Source organism: Streptomyces sp. NPDC048643 (assembly GCF_040650615.1).
Lineage (GTDB): Bacteria > Actinomycetota > Actinomycetes > Streptomycetales > Streptomycetaceae > Streptomyces.
In genome coordinates, this window is record NZ_JBEZHO010000035.1 from 57699 (window position 1) to 76078 (window position 18380).

Consider the following 18380-nt stretch of genomic DNA (forward strand, 5'->3'; position numbering starts at 1 on the left):
TCCGAGGGGCCGGCCCGTCAACACCGGCGCATGACAAAGGTGTTCCCGAGGAGTCATGATCCACCGCATGCAGTCACAGCCTCTGCCCCTCGAAGGCATCACCGTCGTCGCCGTCGAACAAGCGGTCGCGGCTCCTTTCGCGACGCGTCAGCTCGCCGATCTCGGGGCCCGCGTCATCAAGGTCGAACGGACCGACGGCGGGGACTTCGCCCGCGGATACGACTCCGCGGCCTCGGGTCTGGCCTCGCACTTCGTGTGGTGCAACCGGGGCAAGGAGTCCCTCGCCGTCGACCTGAAGGACCCGCGCGGGCTCGATGTCGTCCGCCGGCTCGTCGCCGACGCGGACGTGTTCGTGCAGAACCTCGCCCAGGGGGCGGCCGCCAGGCTCGGCCTGGACGCGGCGACCCTGTGTGCCGAGCACCCGCGGCTGGTCGCCGTGGACATCTCGGGCTACGGGCCGTCCGGACCGTACGCCGGCAAACGCGCGTACGACATGCTCGTGCAGTGCGAGGCGGGGCTCGTGTCCGTGACCGGGACGCCCGAGCAGCCGGTGAAGGCGGGCATCCCGGCGGCCGACATCGCGGCGGCCATGTACGCGTTCTCCGGTGTCCTCGCGGCGCTGGTGCGGCGCGGCACGACCGGGCGGGGCGGACCGGTGGAGGTGTCGATGCTGGACGCGCTGGCGGAGTGGATGGGCCATCCGCTGCACCACGCGATGCACGGCGGCACCCCGCCGGAGCGCACGGGCCTCGCGCACTCCGTCATCGTTCCCTACGACGTCTATTCGACGGCGGACGGCGGACGGGTGCTGTTGTCGGTGCAGAACGACCGGGAGTGGCGTCGGCTCGCCCAACAGGTCCTGGGAACACCCGAGTTGGCGGACGATCCGGGGTACGCGACGAACCCCGCGCGGGTGGCGAACCGGGAGCGGGTGGACATGCTGGTGACGAAGGCGCTGGGCGCGCTGGGCGCCGACGAGGCGGTGGCCCGTCTGGACGCGGCGGGCATCGCGTGCGCGCGCCTGCGGGACGTGCGGGAGGTGGCGGAGCATCCGCAGCTGGCGGCCAGGAACCGGTGGCGGGACGTGGACTCGCCGGCCGGGCCGCTGCGGGCGCTGCTGCCTCCGATCACGCTGCCGGGCGGGGAGGAGGCGCGCATGGGGGCCGTCCCGCGGCTGGGTGAACACACGGGCGTGGTGTTGCGGGGGCTGGGCATGACGGAGTCGGACGTCGCCGAGTTGCGGCGGGACGGGGTGGTGCGCTGACCGTGCGGCTCAGGGCGTGGGTGACCCGCGCTCCGGCCGTGGTGGCCACCGGGCGCCGCTGCCTGCCGTGGGGATGACGGACGCGGAAGGGCAGCGCTGCGCGGGTCGGTGGGTCACCGGAGCGCGGGTCGGGGAACGCCGGTGCCGACGGCCGCTCAGTGGCCGCCGAACAGCGAGCGACGCAGCCGCCTGAGCGGCGCGAACAGCGAGACCCGCCGCACGCGTGCGCTCCTGGAGCCGCTGTCGTGCGCGGTGTCACGCGCCGTGAGCTCACGCATCAGTGACGTCGCCTCGACCGTCTCGCGTTGCGGTATGGCGGGTCCGCCCAGCACCGCGAGATGGCGGTCGAGACGCGAACTGGTCGCGCTGCTCCCGCACGTGATCGCAGGGACACGTGCCCTGCTGCGCACTGTTATCTGTTCCATGTCACTCCCCACCCGTACGAGTCCACCCGGCCCGGGCAGGCTAACCCTATCGCTCCCTCGTGGCACTCGTGTATCGCGGTCACAGGATTCACCATCTCTGTAAGGGGGTTGACGGTTACTCTCCGAATCCAAGCGTTTCCAGGGCGAGTTGGACAACCGGCTGGGTAGTGGGCTGCGCTGACCCTCCGTGAGGTTCGACGGTCACAGCGAGTGACGTCGCGTCCGGGTTCAGTCCGTCGGCGATCAGGGGCGTGTCGCCGTCGAAGAGACCGAGAGAGCGCGGTTTCCCTTCGGGGCGCATGAGCCACAGCTGGTGGACGCGCCCTCCGGAGGGGGTGCCGAGTCCGCTCAGTGTCACGACGGCGCGCCGCTCCGCGGCGGAGGCGACGACGCCGATCCCTCTCCCGCGCGCGTCCCGTTCACCGGTCGCCCGGGCGTCCGGTGCGGCGAGAACGTGGGCGATCTCACGTGCCTGGGCGCGCTCCCGGTCGAGGCTCTCCTGTGTCCGGGTCGCCTGTACGGCGAACAGGGAGGCGACGACGAGGGCCGCGGCGGCCGTGGCCGTGGCGAGGGGGGCGAGCAGCGGGCGGAAGCGGGGGGAGCGTGCCCGGGTGGGCGGTTCGACGGTCCGTACGTGTGCGGTCCGGCCGCGGGGAGCCGGCTCCTGCGGGGTCGTGCGCACGGCGTACAGCACCCGTTCGCGCAGCGCGGCCGGCGGGGCCGCCGCCGTGGACCAGGCGAGCCGCACGGCGTCCTCGGTCAGCGCCCGGACCTCCTCGGCGCAGCGCTCGCAGCTCCCGAGGTGGCGTTCGAAGCGGCGTCGCTCGTCGGGTTCCAGCGCGTCGAGGGCGTAGGGGGCGGCGAGGGAGTGCAGGTCGCGGCCCAGCAGTTTGTCGAGGACGCTCACGCGGCACCTCCCAGGCAGTTGCGCAGGCGGGTCAGGCCGTCGCGCATGCGGGTCTTGACGGTGCCGAGGGGCAGCGAGAGCCGTTCGGCGACCTCCCGGTACGTGTAGCCGTCGTAGTAGGCGAGGGTGACGGACTGGCGTTGCAGGGTGGTGAGCCGGTCGAGGCAGCGGCGGACCCACTCGCGTTCGAGTCCCGCCTCGACCTCCTCGGCGACCTGGTCGAAGGCGGGATGGTGGTGGCGCCGGCCCTCGCGCTGCTCGCGCTCGGTGGCCGCGCGGGCGCTGCGCACCCGGTCGACCGCCCGGCGGTGCGCGAGGGTCAGGATCCAGGACAGGGCGGTGCCGCGCCCGGGGTCGAACCGCGCGGCGGAGCGCCAGAGTTCGAGCAGCACCTCCTGCGACACCTCCTCCGACTGCGCGGGATCCCGCACCACGCGACGCACCAGCCCGAACACCGGCCCGGAGACCAGTGCGTACAGATCCTCGAACGCCCTCTGGTCGCCTCCGGCCACCCGTATCAGCAGCTCGTCAGCCTCCACGCGTCCCCCTCTCCGGACGTGCACGGTCCGCCCCCTCCCCTACCTGTTCGCAGCGAACGTCTCTCCGGATGGGTTACGGATCAGGGAGGCGAAAACGCGAGTCCGGCGCCGAGCAGTTCGACGTCCGCCGCGAAACAGGCCGTCGCAAACGCGTTTGAGATTCGACCAATCCGCCCCCACCACCGCTCCGAATGGGCTGCGTCAGGCAAGTTGGACATGAGGACGGACGGCATGACACCTATCTCCAGGAGCGGCGGGGGACGCAGGACTCTCGCGACCCTCGTATGCGGTGCGCTGGCCGCCGGGGCGCTCGCAGCCGCCGGCGTGACCGCGCTGCAACCGGGGGCGGCCTCCGCCTCCAGCCACCGGGAGGCCCCGCTGATCTCGGGCACTCCCCAGTACGACAACACCGACGTGTACGCGTTCGTGAGCCCGGACAAGCCCGACACGACGACCATCGTGGCGAACTGGATCCCCTTCGAGGAACCCGCGGGCGGGCCGAACTTCTATACGTTCGCCGACGACGCCCAGTACGACCTGCACATCGACAACAACGGTGACGCGCAGGGCGAGTTGATCTACCGCTACACCTTCAGGACGCACCGCAAGAACGGTGACACGTTCCTGTACAACACGGGTCCGGTCACCAGCCTCGACGACCCCGACCTGAACATCACGCAGACGTACGACATCGACCTGCTGCGGCTGCACGACCAGAAGCTGGTGTCGCGGACCAAGGTCGCGGACGACGTGCCGGTCGCGCCGTCGAACGTCGGCAAGGCGTCGATGCCGGACTACGCGAAGCTGCGCGGGCAGGCCGTGCACAAGCTGGCGGGCGGCTCCACGACGTTCGCCGGCCAGGCGGACGACCCGTTCTTCCTGGACCTGCGCGTCTTCGACCTGCTGTACGGCGGGAACCTGACCGAGGTCGGGCGGGACACGCTCAAGGGCTACAACGTCAACTCCATAGCCCTGCAGGTGCCGAACGACATGATCCGCGAGTCGGCGGGACAGCCGGTCGTCGGCATCTGGTCCACCACGCAGCGCAGGGACGCCCGCGGCAGCTACCGTCAGGTGTCCCGGCTCGGCATGCCGCTGGTGAACGAGGTCGTCAACCCCCAGAAGGACAAGGACAAGTTCAACGCGTCCGCGCCCTGGAACGACGCCCAGTTCCTGAAGAACGTGACCAACCCCGAGCTGCCGAAGCTCATCGAGGGCATCTACAAGATCAAGGCACCGGCCGAGCCGCGCAACGACCTGGTCGACGTGTTCCTGAAGGGCGTGAAGGGCCTCAACCAGCCTCCCCACGTGCGCCCGGCGGAGGAACTGCGCCTCAACACCTCGGTCAAGCCGGCCATGCATCCCAAGCGGCTCGGTGTGCTCGACGGCGACAACGCGGGCTTCCCCAACGGACGTCGGCTCACCGACGACGTGATCGACGCCTCGCTCCAGGTCGTCGAGGGTGAACTGGTCGGTTCGAAGAACGACTTGGGCGACGCGGTCGACAAGAACGACAAGAAGTTCGAGAAGTACTTCCCGTACGTGGCCGAGCCCACCTCCGGTTCGCGCGGCGCCCTCGCCAAGGGCACCACCGACGGAACCGACGTGCGCAGCCAGCTGGGCGACGCGCTGCAGCCCGCCGGAGCCTCCGGCGGCGGGACCGACACCGTGCTCGTCGCGGGCTCCGCGGCGGCGGGGGCCGCCGGAATCCTGCTCATCGGCACCGGCCTGCGCTGGTGGCGCCGCCGGTACGACCGGGCCTACTGACCCGGCCTCCCGACCGGCGCGGCCCGCACGGACCAACCCCCCACGGTGCGGGCCGCGCCTCCCCCTTCCCGTCTGCAGCAACGACACGTTCCATCAAGGACTTTGAGGAGAGGGCATGTCCCCGGGTACGAACGACAACGCGACGCCCGACGCCGACAGGGCCGCGCCCGAGGCGAGCACCGTGGGGGCCGCGCCGGCCGGGAACAGTGCCTCCCGCAGCCGTCTGCGGTCGGCCCGACTGGGTTTCTGCGCCGCCGCGTTGGCCGTCGCCATGACGGCGGGCGCGGTGGTTGTCGGCGCCCTGCGGGACGGCGGCGCGACGCCGGCCGTCGCCGCGGCGGCGGCGGCCGGGGTGTCACCGCAGTTGCTGGCGAGCGGCGATCTCGACGCGAGCATCACCTCGCTCCAGGCCCATCTCCGCTCCCAGCCGGCCGACTTCGGCGGCTGGGCCACACTCGGTCTCGCCTACGTGGAACAGGCCCGCACCAAGGGCGACCCCTCCCGCTATCCGCAGGCGCAGGAGGCGTTGGACCGTTCCCTGAAGCTGCGCCCCCACTACGACCCGGCGCTCGCCGGACGGGCCGCGCTCGCGGCCGCCCGGCACGACTTCACCGGCGCACTGAAGTACGCGGACCTCGCCCTCGGGCAGAACCCGTACAGCGAGCGCGCCCTCTGTTCCCGGATCGACGCGCTCGTCGAACTCGGCCGCTACGCCGAGGCGTCGAAGGCCGCCGACCTCGCCGACTCCAGGCGCCCGGGCGTCCCCGTATTCACGCGGTACGCGTACGTCCACGAGTTGCGCGGCGACGTGTCGGCCGCCCGACGAGTGCTGAAGCAGGCGCTCGCCACGGCAACGAGCCGTGGCGACATCGCGTACGTGGCGAGCGCGCTGGGCCAACTCGCCTGGAACCAGGGCGACTACGACTCGGCCCTCTCCTTCTACGCGCGGGCGCTCGCGGCCGACGACAGCTATCTGCCCGCCCTGGAGGGCCGGGCCCGCGCCCAGGCCGCGCGCGGAGACCGCGCGGCGGCGATCACGGGCATGGAGCAGGTGGTCCAGCGCTATCCGCTGCCGCAGCCCCTCGTCGAGCTGGGCGAGCTGTACGCGGCACGCGGCAGGGCCGGGGACGCGCGGAAGGCCCGCGACCAGTACGCGCTGGTGAACGCCTGGGTCTCCCTCGCCCGCGCGAACGGCGTCGACGCCGACCTCGACACCGCGCTGGCCGCCGCCGACCACGGCGACCACCGGGCGGCGCTGAAGGCGGCCCGCGACGAGTGGGCGCGTCGGCACACCGTGCACACCGCGGACGCGCTCGCCTGGGCCCTGCACGTCTCGGGCCGCGACAAGGAGGCCCTGCCCCACGCCCGGGAGGCCACGGCGACGGGCTACCGCAACGCGTCCTTCCTCTATCACCGCGGTGTCATCGAACGGGCCACCGGACACACGAAGGCGGCCCGCGCCTCGCTGAAGGCGGCACTGAAGCTGAACCCGGGCTTCTCCCCGCTGGGCGCCCGCGCGGCCCGCGCAGCGCTGAAGGCGGCACGGTGAGGGCCCGTCGGCTGCTCGCCACGTGCGGAGCGGCCCTGACCGCCGCCTGCGCGCTCGTCCTGATCCCGGCCGGACAGGCGGGCGCGCATCCACTGGGCAACTTCACCGTCAACCGGTTCGACGGACTCGTCGTCGCCCCGGGGGAGTTGCGCGTCGACCACGTCGAGGACCTCGCGGAGATCCCCGCGACCCAGGCGAAGCCGGACATCGCGAGGCTCGGCATCACGGAGTGGGCCCGGCAACGGTGCGAGGGCGCCGCGCGCGGGAGCAGGGTCACCGTCGACGGCCACGAGGTCGCGCTCACCCCGGGCGCGAGCCACGCGCGCACACGGCCGGGACAGGCGGGGCTGAACACCCTGCGCGTGGAGTGCCGGTCGACGGCACCGCTCCCCGGGGGCGAGGACGCCGGCTTCTCGCTCGGCTTCCACAGCGCGGGCGCCGACCGCGGGCCGGGCTGGCGGGAGATCACCGCCCGGGGCGACCGGATGACGCTCACCGCGTCGGACGTACCGCGCTCGTCGGTGTCGGCGGAGCTGACCACGTATCCGAAGGCGCTGCTGTCCTCCCCGGCCGACACCGCCACCGCCTCCCTGCGGATCCGCCCGGGTGGCCCCGCTCTCGTCGAGGGCCGCCGGAACGCGCCCGCCGCCTCCGTGCTGCCGCGCGGCGCCGACCGCTGGACCGAGGCCCTGAACAACCTGGTGGCCCGGCACGATCTCACCTTCGGCTTCGCCGCGCTGGCCCTGGTCATCGCCGTCGGCCTGGGCGCGATGCACGCCCTCGCGCCGGGTCACGGCAAGACCCTGATGGCCGCGACCGCGGCGGCGCGCGGCGGCCGGGCCCGGCTGAAGGACGTGCTGCCGCTGGCCGCGTCGGTGACGGTCACGCACACCCTCGGGGTCGTCGCGCTCGGCCTGCTCGTCACCGCGGGTTCGGCCGCGGCTCCGTCCGTGATCGCCTGGCTGGGCGTGTCGAGCGGCGTCCTGGTCACCCTGGCGGGCGTCACGCTCCTGCGCAGGGCCTGGCCCCACCGGTCGCCGGGGCCCGGCCGAGCCCACCGCCACACGGACGAACACGCCCACCCGCACCCGCACGGCGGGGATCACCCCCACGGGCACGACCACGCCGCCGGCCAGGAGCACCCGGACGGTCACGACCACGTCCACGAGCCCGGGTCCGGCCATCCACACGACCACGACCACGACCAGGCTCACGGACCGGCCCCCGTCCCCTCCCGCACCCGTCGGCACGATCGGGGACCCCTCGTCCTGGACACGGACACCGGCGCCCCGGACCGGCTCGCCGCCGACCGTCCCGAGCGCCCCCTGGTCCTGGCACACGCCGCGGCCCCCCGGGCCCACGCCCCGGTCACGACCGCACCACACCACCACCACCCGCACCCGCACCCGCAGGACGCGAGCCCCGACCACGCCCGCCACCACGATCACGAGCACCACCACCCGTCCGCCCCAGCCCCCCGATCCCGCGTCCGCCGTTCCCTCGACCGGCCCTCCCCCGCCCTCGAACACACCCACGGGGGCTTCACGCACACCCACGAGATCGCCCCGACCCTGCGGGGAACGATCCTGCTCGGGTTCGCCGGCGGGCTCGTGCCGAGTCCGTCGGCGGTGGTCGTGCTCGTGGGGGCCGCGGCTCTCGGACAGGCCTGGTTCGGCCTCCTGCTCGTCCTCGCGTACGGCGTCGGACTGGCCCTGACCCTGACGGCGGCGGGCTTCGCCGTCGTCCGGCTCGGAGGCGGGATGAACCGGGCGCTGGCGAGGCGTCCGCGCTGGGCCGAGGGACGGGTCGTACGGGTCGTCCGCCGGACCGCACCCCTGGGGTCGGCGGCGGTCGTCGTGGTCCTCGGGGCCGGATTGGTGCTCAAGGGGGCGGCATCCGTACTCGGTTGAGCTACTTTTGGGGAGATATCGCGCGGCTGCGAAGGGGGGACGCACGTGTCCGAAGATCCGGGCAGTGAACGTGTGATCGCGGGTCGCTACCGCCTGATCTCGCCCCTGGGCGAGGGCGGAATGGGAACGGTGTGGCGCGCCCGCGACGAGGTGCTGCAGCGCGAGGTGGCCGTCAAGGAGGTCCGCGCGCCGGCCGGACTCACCGGGGCCGAGATCGAGCGGATGTACGCCCGCCTGGAACGGGAGGCGTGGGCGGCCGCCCGTATCTCCCACCACAACGTCGTCACGGTGTACGACGTGGCCACCCAGGACGGCCGGCCCTGGATCGTGATGGAGCTGGTCCGGGGCATCGCGCTCTCCGATCTGCTGGACGCCGAGGGGCCGTTGGCGCCGCGACGGGTCGCCGGTATCGGCGCCGAGGTGCTGTCCGCGCTGCGGGCCGCGCACGCGGCGGGAGTGCTGCACCGCGACGTGAAGCCGGCCAACGTCCTGATGTCGAACGACGGTCGGGTCGTGCTGACGGACTTCGGCATCGCCACCGTCGAGGGCAGTTCCGCGCTGACCATGACGGGCGAGGTCATCGGATCGCCCGAATTCCTCTCCCCGGAGCGGGCGTTGGGGCGGACGCCGGGACCTGGGTCGGACCTCTGGTCGCTCGGCGTGCTGCTGTACGCGGCGGTCGAGGGCAACTCGCCCTTCCGGCAGAACACTCCGCTGAGCACCCTGCGGGCCATCGTCGACGAGCCGCTGCCGGTGCCCCGCCGGGCGGGTCCGCTCACCCCCGTGATCGAGGGACTGCTGGCCAAGGATCCGGCCGCGCGGACGAGCGCCGCCGCGGCCGAGCAGGAACTGCGGGCGGTCGCCGAGGGCGGCAGGACACCCACGCGGGCCGTCGGCCCGCTGCCGCCCTCCGACACGCCCACGATCGGCGCGTTCCACCAGCCGCCGCCGGACCCGCCGACCCCCTCGGGAGGATTCGGTCCGCCTCCGGTGACGGCGTCCTCGACGGCCCCGATCCCGGAGCCGAACCGTCGTCGCCCGGCGGCCTTCGTCCTCATCGCCGGTGTGGCCGCACTGGCGCTCGCCGTCGGCGGACTGACGTACGCGCTGATCGACCACGGCGACGGGAACGGCGGAACCGGCGGTACCGACGGACAGGGCACCGCCGACGGGGGCGCCGGCGGCAACAGCGGCGCCTCGGACGGCGGGACGCGCCACAGCGGGAGCGGCGCCACCAGCCCCACCGGCAGCGGGAGTTCCTCCGCGAGCGCGCCCACGGGCGGAGGCGCGACGACCGCCCGGCCCGCCCAGTCGGTGCGGGTGACGGTGTCGGGCCGGCACACCGACTACAGGGGAGCGTGTCCACCACCCGGCACCCAGGCGCCCTCGTTCACGGCGACCTTCACGGTGGGGCGGGTACCGGTGGACGTCGAGTACCGGTGGGTCACAGAGACCGGCGAGGTGACCGACAAGAGCTGGAAGACGCTCTCGTTCCCCGCGGGCGGCGGCAGGACCCGGCAGACGACGGTGGTGGCGACGACCTACGACACGAGCGGGGAGTTCGCCAACAGGATCAGCGTGGAGGTCCGGAGCCCGGTCCGTACGACGTCCGACGCGGTGCCGTTCACGATCACGTGTGCGACGGAGACCCCGACCGACGGGGCCTCCGCTTCCGCATCACCTTAGGAACGCCCGAGAGTTCAGACCGCTCCGTTGAGGACGGGGAGGTAGCCGCCGGACTGTCCGGCCGCGGTCGGGTGGTAGGACTCGCCGATGTCCAGCCAGTTCAGGCTGTGCAGCCAGACGCTGCTGGAGCAGATCTCGTGGCCCGTGAAGGTGCCCCGGACGTCACCGAAGGTGAATCCGTAGGCGGCGGCGCGGGCCGCGATCGCGCTGTCCAGGTAGTCGGCCGCGCCGTTGATGGCGGACCGTTCGGTCTCCGAGAGTCCGGTCAGGCAACTGCCGTTGAGCTTGTAGAAGCGGGGATAGCCGAGGACGACGACGTGGGCTGACGGTGCCTTCGCGCGGATCGCCGAGTACACCGAGTTGAGGTTGCCGGGGAGCGTGGAGTCGACGTAGGCCTTCGCGGTGGCGATCCGCGAGAGGCAGGAGCTCTCGGACTGCAGGACGCAGGTCGTCATGACGTCCGAGAAGCCCGCGTCGTTGCCGCCGATGCTGATGGAGACGAGGCCGGTCGAGGAGGTGAGGGGGCCGAGCTGGTTCGCCGTGACGTCACCCGTTCGAGCGCCCGAGCAAGCCTTGAAGTCGAACGACGAGGGTGAATGCGCGGTCTTCCAGAGATAGGGGAACGACTTCGTGCTGCGCTTGCAGTCGCCGCTCTCGCTGGTGTAGCTCCCCGCGCCGACTCCCGACGAATAGGAGTCACCAAGGGCCACATAGCCGGTGGCGGCGGCTGTTCGTGCCTGCGCCGTGGCCGCCCCGGTGAGGGTGACGCCGACGGCGAGGAGGAGTGAGGTCACGTATGCCGTAATTCGGGAACGTCTCATGGAACCTCCCTTTAGCAGGATCTCTGCCACAACTTTGGTACCAGCTACGCGCATTGACAGGAAGTGTCCATGCCAAAACTTCTGTGCCACTGCGTCAGGAGACCCGCGAACGCGCCCCCTTTGCGCCTTGACGGCCCCGGACGCGCTGCGCCACATTGAAGTCCGGCATCCGGCGCTTCAGGGGGCAAAGTCGCCCATGCAGACCTTACGGATCAAGACATCGTCATCCGACACCGCGAAGGGGCCGCGGCAGCGTCCGGGGAGGGACCTGCTGCCGTTGCTCGCGGGCGGCGCGACCACGGTGGGGGCCGTGGGCGCGTTTCTCGCGCTCGCCGACGCGAACTCACCGCTGCGCGGGCCGTTCACGCTCTTCTTCCTGCTCGCCGCGCCGTCGGTCGCGATCGGGGCCGCGCTGCGCGGACTCGACCCGTTCGGCCGCGTCCTCACGTCCGTCGCCGGCGCCGTCGTCCTGGACATGCTGGTGGCGCAGGGCATGCTCGCCGTGCACCGCTGGTCGGTGCCCGGCGGCATCGTCGCCGTGACGGCGCTCAGTTCACTGATTCTGCTGCTCACACTGGTGCGCCGACGGCGCACCCAAGGACCCTCAAACGGATGGGGAAAATCCGTTCGAGGTGCAAGGTAACGGTCAAACCAACAAAAAGGTGAGGCCTCGTTCCAGGTCTTGCCATACAGACGCATTCGTCAATACCGTCGTACATCTCACCCGCATCGGTCCATCATCAGCGGCTCCAGGGGAGGGCTCAGGACCGCGATGGAAGCCGGCGCGGGGCGCGGTTGGGGGGTGCCGTTCTCGGTGACCAGACGTATGCCGAGTCGGGCCGCGCAGCCTGCTCCTCACTTCGGAGCGGGCACGTTTTGCCAGCTCACCCGGCATGGACGGAGATCCATTCCGGCATGCCGTCAGTGAGTAACCCCCCTTTCGAACCGGACAAAGAGACGGACCGCCCAGGGGCGGGCGGTCCACCGGACGAGAGGGACCAGACTCATGAGCTCAGTCCTGCGCCCAGCCATCTCGGGCGACGATCCGTTAGTGGCCGCGATCTACCGGCCGATCTCCTCTCACCTGGCCATCGCGCCACCGGTGAGTGTCGTGATTCCCGCCATGAATGAGGCGGAGAATCTCCCGTACGTCTTCAAGACGCTGCCGTCCTGGATCCACGAAGTGGTCCTCGTGGACGGCAACTCCACCGACAACACCGTCGAGGTCGCCCGTGAGCTGTGGCCGGACGTCAAGGTCGTCAAGCAGCTCGGCAGGGGCAAGGGCGACGCGCTGATCACCGGGTTCGCGGCGTGCACCGGCGACATCATCGTCATGGTCGACGCGGACGGCTCGGCCGACGGCCACGAGATCGTCTCGTACGTCTCCGCGCTGGTGTCCGGGGCGGACTTCGCCAAGGGCTCGCGGTTCGCCAACGGCGGCGGCACGTCCGACATGACGCCGATCCGCAAGCTCGGCAACCGTGTGCTCTGCGCGACCGTCAACGCCAAGTTCGGCGCCCGCTACACCGATCTCTGCTACGGCTACAACGCGTTCTGGCGGCACTGCCTCGACAAGATCGAGCTCGACTGCACCGGCTTCGAGGTCGAGACCCTGATGAACATCCGGGTCGTCAAGGCGGGCCTCAAGGTGCAGGAGATACCCAGCCACGAGTACCTCCGCATCCACGGAGCGAGCAATCTGCGCGCCGTGCGGGACGGGATCCGGGTGCTCAAGGTGATTCTCAAGGAGCGGTCCAACCGGCGCGCGCTGCGCCGGACGCCGCACGCCCACCAGCTCGACTCCGGCCGGGGAGAGGTGTCTTGAGCACGCGGGACATCTCCGTGGTGATCTGCGTGTACACCGAGGACCGCTGGGAGGACATCCTCGCGGCGGTCTCCTCGGTGCGCGCGCAGTCCCTGACCGCCCTGGAGACGCTGCTGGTCGTCGACCACAACTCCGTTCTGCTGGAGCGGCTGGCCCGGGAGTACAAGGAGACCGACGGGGTGCGGGTGCTCGCCAACGCGGGCCCCCGCGGTCTGTCCGCCGGCCGCAACACCGGGATCGCCGCCTCGCACGGCTCCGTCATCGCCTTCCTCGACGACGACGCCGTCGCCGAACGGGACTGGCTGCGGCACTTCGCCGAGGGCTACGCCGACCCGCGGGTGATGGCCGTCGGCGGCCGTACGATGCCCGTCTGGGCGTCGGGCCGCCGGCCGGCCTGGTTCCCCGAGGAGTTCGACTGGGTGGTGGGCTGCACGTACAAGGGCCTGCCGCCGGGCCGGGTCCGGGTCCGCAACGTCCTCGGCGGCAACGCCTCCTTCCGCCGTACGGCGTTCGACGCGGCGGGCGGCTTCGCCACCGGGATCGGCCGCGACGGCGACAGGCGTCCGCTGGGCTGCGAGGAGACGGAGCTGTGCATCCGGCTCACCCGTGCCCGGCCGGACTCCGTCCTGCTGATCGACGACCGCGCGGTCATCCACCACCGGGTGCCCGCGACCCGCGAGCGGTTCGGCTACTTCCGCACCCGGGCCTACGCCGAAGGCCTCTCCAAGGCCCTGGTCGCCCGAAGTGTGGGCGCCGGAAAAGGACTTGAGTCGGAGCGCCGCTACACCACCCGGGTCCTGCCCGTCGGGGTGCTGCGCGGACTGCGGGACGCGGCCCTGGCCCGTCCCGGCGGCGCGGGCCGCGCGGGAGCCATCGTCGCCGGGGTACTGACGGCGGCCGGCGGGTATGTCGCGGGAAGCGTCCGGGCCCGCCGGAGCGGCGCCGTGTTCTCGGTCGCCCCCGTCGCGGCGGTCGAGGGGGTCCCGGACGACGAGGGAGCGGCGGCATGAGCGGACCGGTACCGATCCTGATGTACCACTCGGTCGCGCGGACGCCGAACGACGCGACCCGGGCGCTGTCCGTCGCGCCCGAGGCGTTCGCCGAGCAGATGGCGCTGCTCGACGACCGCGGGTTCACCCCCGTCGGCACCGCCCGGCTGGCGGCGGCCTGGCGCTCGGGCGTACCGCTGCCCGCGCACCCCGTCCTGATCACCTTCGACGACGGCTACGAGGGCGTGCACCGGCACGCCCTGCCCGCCCTCGCCAAGCACGGCTTCGCGTCCACCCTCTTCGTGTCCACGGGGTGGATCAGGGGCGCGTACGACACCGGGGGCGGCCTCGACACCATGCTCGACTGGGACCAGGTGCGCGCACTCGCCGGGGAACAGACGGAGATCGGCGGCCACAGCCACACCCATCCGCAGCTCGACCAGATCACGGACGACGCGCTCCGGTTCGAGCTGCTGCGCTGCCGGGAGATCATCGCCGGCGAACTGGGCGCGTACCCGGACTCGTTCGCGTACCCGTACGGCTACTCCAGCGCAGGGGTGCGCCGTTCGGTGCGTGCGGCGGGGTTCGCCCAGTCGCTCGCCGTCGGCAACGGCCTTGCCCGCCGCCGGCAGGGCCCATACGCCCTGCAACGCGTCACCGTGCGCCGTACGACCGGTATCGAGGAGTTCGAGCGGCTGGTCGAGGGCCGTTCGATCGCCCGCACCTTCGCCCGGGACCGGGCCCTCACCAAGGGGTACGCCATGGTCCGAAGAGCACGACAGGTCCGCCGGAAGGCCATCCGTTCCCGTGTCTGACACGACCACCACAGCCCAGTCCTCGACCACCGCGCCCGAGGCACCCGAGCAGCGGCCGGGCCGCCGCCTGCGTCTGCCCGGCACCGGCCGCACGGGCGGCGGAGGCGGCAGCCCGCTGTTCCGCAACGCCTACGCCCTGATGCTCAACACCGGGATCTCCGCGGTGCTGGGCCTCGGGTACTGGCTGATCGCCGCCCGTTACTACACCGAGTCGGCGGTCGGCCAGGGCTCCGCCGCCATCGCCGCGATGAAACTCCTCGCGGGCATCACCGCGGTGACACTGACCGGCGCCCTCGCCCGCTTCATCCCCGTCGCGGGACGCGCGACCGGCCGGCTCATCTTCCGCACGTACGCGGGCAGTTCGGTGGTCGTGGCGTTCGCCGCCGGGATCTTCCTGCTCACGCTCAACCTGTGGGGCCCCTCGTACCGCTTCCTGCACGGTCCGCTCCACGGCACGTTCTTCGTGCTGGCGGTGGTCGCCTGGTCGGTGCTGACGCTGCAGGACGGGGTGCTGACGGGGCTGCGCAGCGCGCTGTGGGTACCGGTGGGCAACACCGTGTTCTCCGCGGTGAAGCTGGCGCTGCTGATCGGCCTCGCGGCCGCGATCCCCACCTCGGGCGTGTTCGTCTCCTGGGTCGCGGCGATCGCCCTGTCGGTGGTGCCGCTCGGGATCCTGGTGTTCCGCCGGCTGGTGCCGAGGCACGTGAAGGCGACGGAGACCCGAACCAAGCCGCCTTCCCTGAGGGAGATCGGCCGGTTCCTCGCCGGTGACTACACCGGGTCGCTGTTCTCGCTCGCCGTGGTCTATCTCGTGCCGGTGATCGTGGCCTCGCAGGTCAGTTCCACCGACAACGCGTACTTCTACATCACCACGACCATAGGCGGCACGGTCAACCTGCTCGCCATCAACATGGGCGCCTCGCTGACGGTGGAGGGGTCGCACGATCCGGCGCGGCTCGCCGCCAACACCCGCGCCGCGCTCAGGCGCATGGCCCGGATCATGCTGCCGGTGTGCGGACTGCTGTTCCTCGGCGCGCCGTACATCCTGCACGTCTTCGGCGCCGGGTACGCGCACGCGGCGACGCCGCTGCTGCGCTGGTTCGCCGTCGGCGCGCTGCTGCGGGTGGTCATGGAGACCTACTTCGCCGTGCTGCGCGCGCAGAGCCGCACCTCTGGACTCGCCTATCTCCAGGGCCTGTTGTGCCTTCTGGTCCTCGGCCTCACGGTGATCCTGCTGCCCCGCATGGGCCTGACCGGCGCGGGCGTCGCGGAGATCTCGAGCCTCGCGGTGATCGTGACGATCGCCGCACCGAAGCTGTTCAGGATCGTGCGGACCGCGCCGCCCGCCGAGCCTCCGGCGGACACGGCGCCGGACGGAGACCTCGCCGACCTCGGTGCGCGCGACGCCGCCGCCTCGCGCGAGCCGAAGCGGGGCCCGGCCTGGGCGCTCGACTCGGACACCCTGGCCCTGGGCCTGCACATCGACCTCGACCACCTGGATCGCCGGCCGGACGTACGCCCCGGGCCGGGCACGCCGCCGACCGGCACCGCAGCGGTGCGCACCGGGACGGGCGCCGAGCGCCGCCCCGCCTGGGCGCAGCGGCAGCCGTCCGTGGGGCTGCCCGTGGAGGCGCGCGAGCCCGGTTCGGAGGCCTCGTTGGGCCCGGTGGAGGTGCCGGAGGTCGACGCCCCGTTCGAGGCGGAGGGACCCGACGGTGCCGTGTCCGGGGTGCGGGCCGCTCCGGCGGAGGGCGCGTCGGCCGCGGAACCGGTCCCGTCGGACGGGACGGGGGAGGACCGGAAGCCCCCGGACGGCCCTCCCCTGTCCTGGCGCGAGCGCGTCCTGCGTCCGTCGAGGCCCGGTGTCGTCCTCGGTTTCCTGCTCATCTCGGCGCTGCTTCTCTACTGGGTCCCCGCGTTCGGCCTCGACGACGACTCGCTCACGGACATGGGCGGCCTGGGCCTGATCTCGGTGCTCCCGCTGCCGACGCTGATCGGCGCCGCCCTGCTGGTCACGGTCTTCAGCTCGCTGCTGTGGATGAGACGCGAGCACCGGGGTCTGCTGCTGGTCACTCTGCTCGCCACCGTGGTGTCGCTGCACGCGCTCCCGGCGGTCATCGAGACCGAGCCGCGGTTCGCGACCGCCTGGCAGCATCTCGGCTTCCTCGACTACATCGACCGGACCGGGTCCGCCGTGCCGGACCTGGACGCCCGCTGGAGCTGGCCGGGCTTCTTCGCGGTGGCCGCGTTCGTCGCTAAGGCGTGCGGGGTCTCCGATCTGTCCGAGGTCATCCGCTGGTGGCCGATGACCATCCAACTCCTCTATCTGGCGCCGATGTTCCTGTTGGTCCGGTCGATGCGGGCGAGCTGGCGCGCCAAGTGGACGGGCATCTGGTTCTTCACGCTGTGCGGCTGGGTGGGCCAGGACTACTTCTCGCCGCAGGGCTTCACCTACCTGCTGTACCTGGTGTTCGTGGCGATCCTGCTCGTGTGGTTCCGGGCGCCGCGTGTGCTGTGGACGAAGCGGCGGCCGGGCGAGGCGGAGGTCGAGCCGGCGGACCGGCGGCAGCAGGCCGTGCTCCTGATGGTCCTGATCGGGCTGTTCGCGGCCACCGTGCCGGCGCACCAGCTGACCCCGTTCGTGATGCTGGGCGTTCTCGCGGTCCTCGTCCTCGTCGGCCGCTCCGAACTGCGCGGTCTGCCCATCCTGTTCGCCGTGCTGGTCGCCGCCTGGGTCGGCTTCATGGCCGAGCCGTACTGGTCGGGCCACTTCGACGACCTGTTCGGGGGTGTCGGGGGCGTCGGCAGCAACGTGTCGACGTCGGTCTCCGGCCGTATCCAGGGCGGCAGTTCGACGCACAAGCTGGTGCTGTACACACGGGTGCTGCTCGCCGGCGGCATGATGGCCTTCGCCTGCTGGGGCTGGTGGCGGCGGCGCGAGCACCGGTACCGCGAACGGTCGCTGCTCGTCCTGACCTTCGTCCCGTTCCTCGGCTTCGGCATGCAGTCGTACGGCGGCGAGATGGCGCTGCGCGTCTTCATGTTCGCCGTGCCGGGTGCCGCCCTGCTCGCCGGACTGGCGTTGTTCCCGCGTACCGGCGTCACCGCGAAGGAGCGGGAGAAGGACCGGCTGAGTCTCGCCCCGGTCGCCGCGCTGATGGCGGGTCTGCTCCTCATGGGCGGCTTCCTGGTGGCCCGTTGGGGCAACGAGTCCTTCGAGCGGATCCGGCCGGGCGAGGTCACGGCCATGGACTACGTGTACGCGCACGACGATCCGACGGCCCGGCTGCTGTGGCTGAGCAACGACACGGTCGACAACGTGACGCCCGCGATGCCGTGGGGCGCCAGGGACATGGAGAAGGTGCAGTACGTCCCCACGCTCGCGCCCGCCGACCCGGTGCTGGTGTCCGGGCTCGTGAAGGCGCTCAAGGACGCGGGCCCGAACTCGTATCTGATGATCAACCGCAGCCAGGTGGTCTACCTCCAGTTGGACGTGGGTTATTCGGCGACGTGGGAGTCGCGGCTGATCACCAACCTCGACGAGCGGCCGGAACTGAGGAAGGTCCTGGTCAACGACGACGTCACGATGTACGCGCTGCGTGAGCGGCCGGAGGGCGCGGTCCCGCGGGCCGAACCGGGGCCGATCGGGCCGCAGGTCACGTGGACGCCGTGGTCGGTCGTCGGCGGTCTCGCCGCGATCGCGCTCATCGTGCTGCTGACGGCGCGGGAGGTCGTGCGGGTGGCGGTGCGGCCCGGGGTGCGGCAACTGCGCTGGGTCCAGAGCAGCTTCTGGTTCTCCCTGCCGCTGCTGGCGGTCCTGCTGGCCTCACTGGTGCAGCGGTTCCTGACGATGAAGTAGGAGCGCGGGAGCGGTGCGTGCGGG

The 18380-nt window shown here is 72.0% G+C and carries 14 protein-coding genes; 10 read left to right on the forward strand and 4 right to left on the reverse strand.

The window, feature by feature from the left end; genetic code table 11:
- The first annotated feature begins 67 nt into the window (after positions 1–67).
- Entirely contained in the window at positions 68–1264 is a 1197-nt protein-coding gene (locus AB0C62_RS28765; protein WP_362977989.1) for a CaiB/BaiF CoA-transferase family protein, read from the forward strand.
- Between the two features lie 155 nt (positions 1265–1419).
- Here AB0C62_RS28765 and AB0C62_RS28770 read toward each other — a convergent pair whose 3' ends face one another.
- From AB0C62_RS28770 to AB0C62_RS28780, 3 genes are all read right to left on the reverse strand, one after another.
- Positions 1420–1689: a hypothetical protein gene (locus AB0C62_RS28770; protein ID WP_081223564.1), complete on the reverse strand. Its 270-nt coding sequence runs from the start codon at positions 1687–1689 to the stop codon at positions 1420–1422.
- Positions 1690–1804: 115 nt separating this feature from the next.
- A complete protein-coding gene (locus tag AB0C62_RS28775; protein ID WP_362977991.1) occupies positions 1805–2596 on the reverse strand; it encodes an anti-sigma factor in 792 nt (263 codons plus the stop codon).
- Positions 2593–3135, reverse strand: a complete 543-nt coding sequence (locus AB0C62_RS28780; RefSeq protein ID WP_081223566.1) for a sigma-70 family RNA polymerase sigma factor — start codon at positions 3133–3135, stop codon at positions 2593–2595. Before AB0C62_RS28780 ends, AB0C62_RS28775 begins: the two co-directional genes overlap by 4 nt.
- Positions 3136–3366: 231 nt before the next feature.
- Here AB0C62_RS28780 and AB0C62_RS28785 point away from each other — a divergent pair, with 231 nt between their 5' ends.
- The 4 genes from AB0C62_RS28785 (at position 3367) to AB0C62_RS28800 (ending at position 10047) form a co-directional block, all read left to right on the forward strand.
- Positions 3367–4902: a DUF4331 domain-containing protein gene (locus tag AB0C62_RS28785; protein WP_362977993.1), complete on the forward strand. Its 1536-nt coding sequence runs from the start codon at positions 3367–3369 to the stop codon at positions 4900–4902.
- A gap of 115 nt (positions 4903–5017) precedes the next feature.
- The gene (locus AB0C62_RS28790; protein WP_362977995.1) at positions 5018–6451 is read left to right on the forward strand and encodes a tetratricopeptide repeat protein; all 1434 of its coding nucleotides are present in this window, start codon (positions 5018–5020) and stop codon (positions 6449–6451) included.
- Positions 6448–8361, forward strand: a complete 1914-nt coding sequence (locus AB0C62_RS28795) for a sulfite exporter TauE/SafE family protein (RefSeq protein WP_362977997.1) — start codon at positions 6448–6450, stop codon at positions 8359–8361. The genes AB0C62_RS28790 and AB0C62_RS28795 overlap by 4 nt, the downstream gene beginning before the upstream one ends.
- Positions 8362–8406: 45 nt before the next feature.
- Entirely contained in the window at positions 8407–10047 is a 1641-nt protein-coding gene (locus AB0C62_RS28800; RefSeq protein ID WP_362977999.1) for a serine/threonine-protein kinase, read from the forward strand.
- Between the two features lie 14 nt (positions 10048–10061).
- On the opposite strand, the gene AB0C62_RS28805 is transcribed toward AB0C62_RS28800, so the two are convergent.
- Positions 10062–10868: an SGNH/GDSL hydrolase family protein gene (locus tag AB0C62_RS28805; RefSeq protein WP_362978001.1), complete on the reverse strand. Its 807-nt coding sequence runs from the start codon at positions 10866–10868 to the stop codon at positions 10062–10064.
- Between the two features lie 127 nt (positions 10869–10995).
- Between AB0C62_RS28805 and AB0C62_RS28810 the strand changes: the two genes are divergently transcribed.
- From AB0C62_RS28810 to AB0C62_RS28830, 5 genes are all read left to right on the forward strand, one after another.
- On the forward strand, positions 10996–11511 hold the full coding sequence (locus AB0C62_RS28810; RefSeq protein WP_362978003.1) for a hypothetical protein: 516 nt from the start codon (positions 10996–10998) through the stop codon (positions 11509–11511).
- A 363-nt stretch (positions 11512–11874) separates the two neighbouring features.
- The gene (locus tag AB0C62_RS28815; RefSeq protein WP_362978005.1) at positions 11875–12693 is read left to right on the forward strand and encodes a glycosyltransferase family 2 protein; all 819 of its coding nucleotides are present in this window, start codon (positions 11875–11877) and stop codon (positions 12691–12693) included.
- Complete coding sequence (locus AB0C62_RS28820) at positions 12690–13703, forward strand: glycosyltransferase family 2 protein (RefSeq protein ID WP_362978007.1); 1014 nt, start codon at positions 12690–12692, stop codon at positions 13701–13703. Before AB0C62_RS28815 ends, AB0C62_RS28820 begins: the two co-directional genes overlap by 4 nt.
- Positions 13700–14497, forward strand: a complete 798-nt coding sequence (locus AB0C62_RS28825) for a polysaccharide deacetylase family protein (RefSeq protein ID WP_362978009.1) — start codon at positions 13700–13702, stop codon at positions 14495–14497. The genes AB0C62_RS28820 and AB0C62_RS28825 overlap by 4 nt, the downstream gene beginning before the upstream one ends.
- Positions 14490–18356 (forward strand): lipopolysaccharide biosynthesis protein, encoded by a 3867-nt coding sequence (locus AB0C62_RS28830; protein ID WP_362978011.1) that lies wholly within the window; start codon positions 14490–14492, stop codon positions 18354–18356. Before AB0C62_RS28825 ends, AB0C62_RS28830 begins: the two co-directional genes overlap by 8 nt.
- The last annotated feature ends 24 nt before the right edge of the window (positions 18357–18380 follow it).

Excerpts from the sequence above, each read along its gene's own strand:
- AB0C62_RS28765 (WP_362977989.1), top strand. The coding sequence starts at position 68 with ATGCAGTCACAGCCTCTGCCCCTCGAAGGCATCACCGTCGTCGCCGTC.
- AB0C62_RS28770 (WP_081223564.1), bottom strand. The coding sequence starts at position 1,689 with ATGGAACAGATAACAGTGCGCAGCAGGGCACGTGTCCCTGCGATCACG.
- AB0C62_RS28785 (WP_362977993.1), top strand. The coding sequence starts at position 3,367 with ATGACACCTATCTCCAGGAGCGGCGGGGGACGCAGGACTCTCGCGACC.
- AB0C62_RS28790 (WP_362977995.1), top strand. The coding sequence starts at position 5,018 with ATGTCCCCGGGTACGAACGACAACGCGACGCCCGACGCCGACAGGGCC.
- AB0C62_RS28805 (WP_362978001.1), bottom strand. The coding sequence starts at position 10,868 with ATGAGACGTTCCCGAATTACGGCATACGTGACCTCACTCCTCCTCGCC.
- AB0C62_RS28815 (WP_362978005.1), top strand. The coding sequence starts at position 11,875 with ATGAGCTCAGTCCTGCGCCCAGCCATCTCGGGCGACGATCCGTTAGTG.
- AB0C62_RS28825 (WP_362978009.1), top strand. The coding sequence starts at position 13,700 with ATGAGCGGACCGGTACCGATCCTGATGTACCACTCGGTCGCGCGGACG.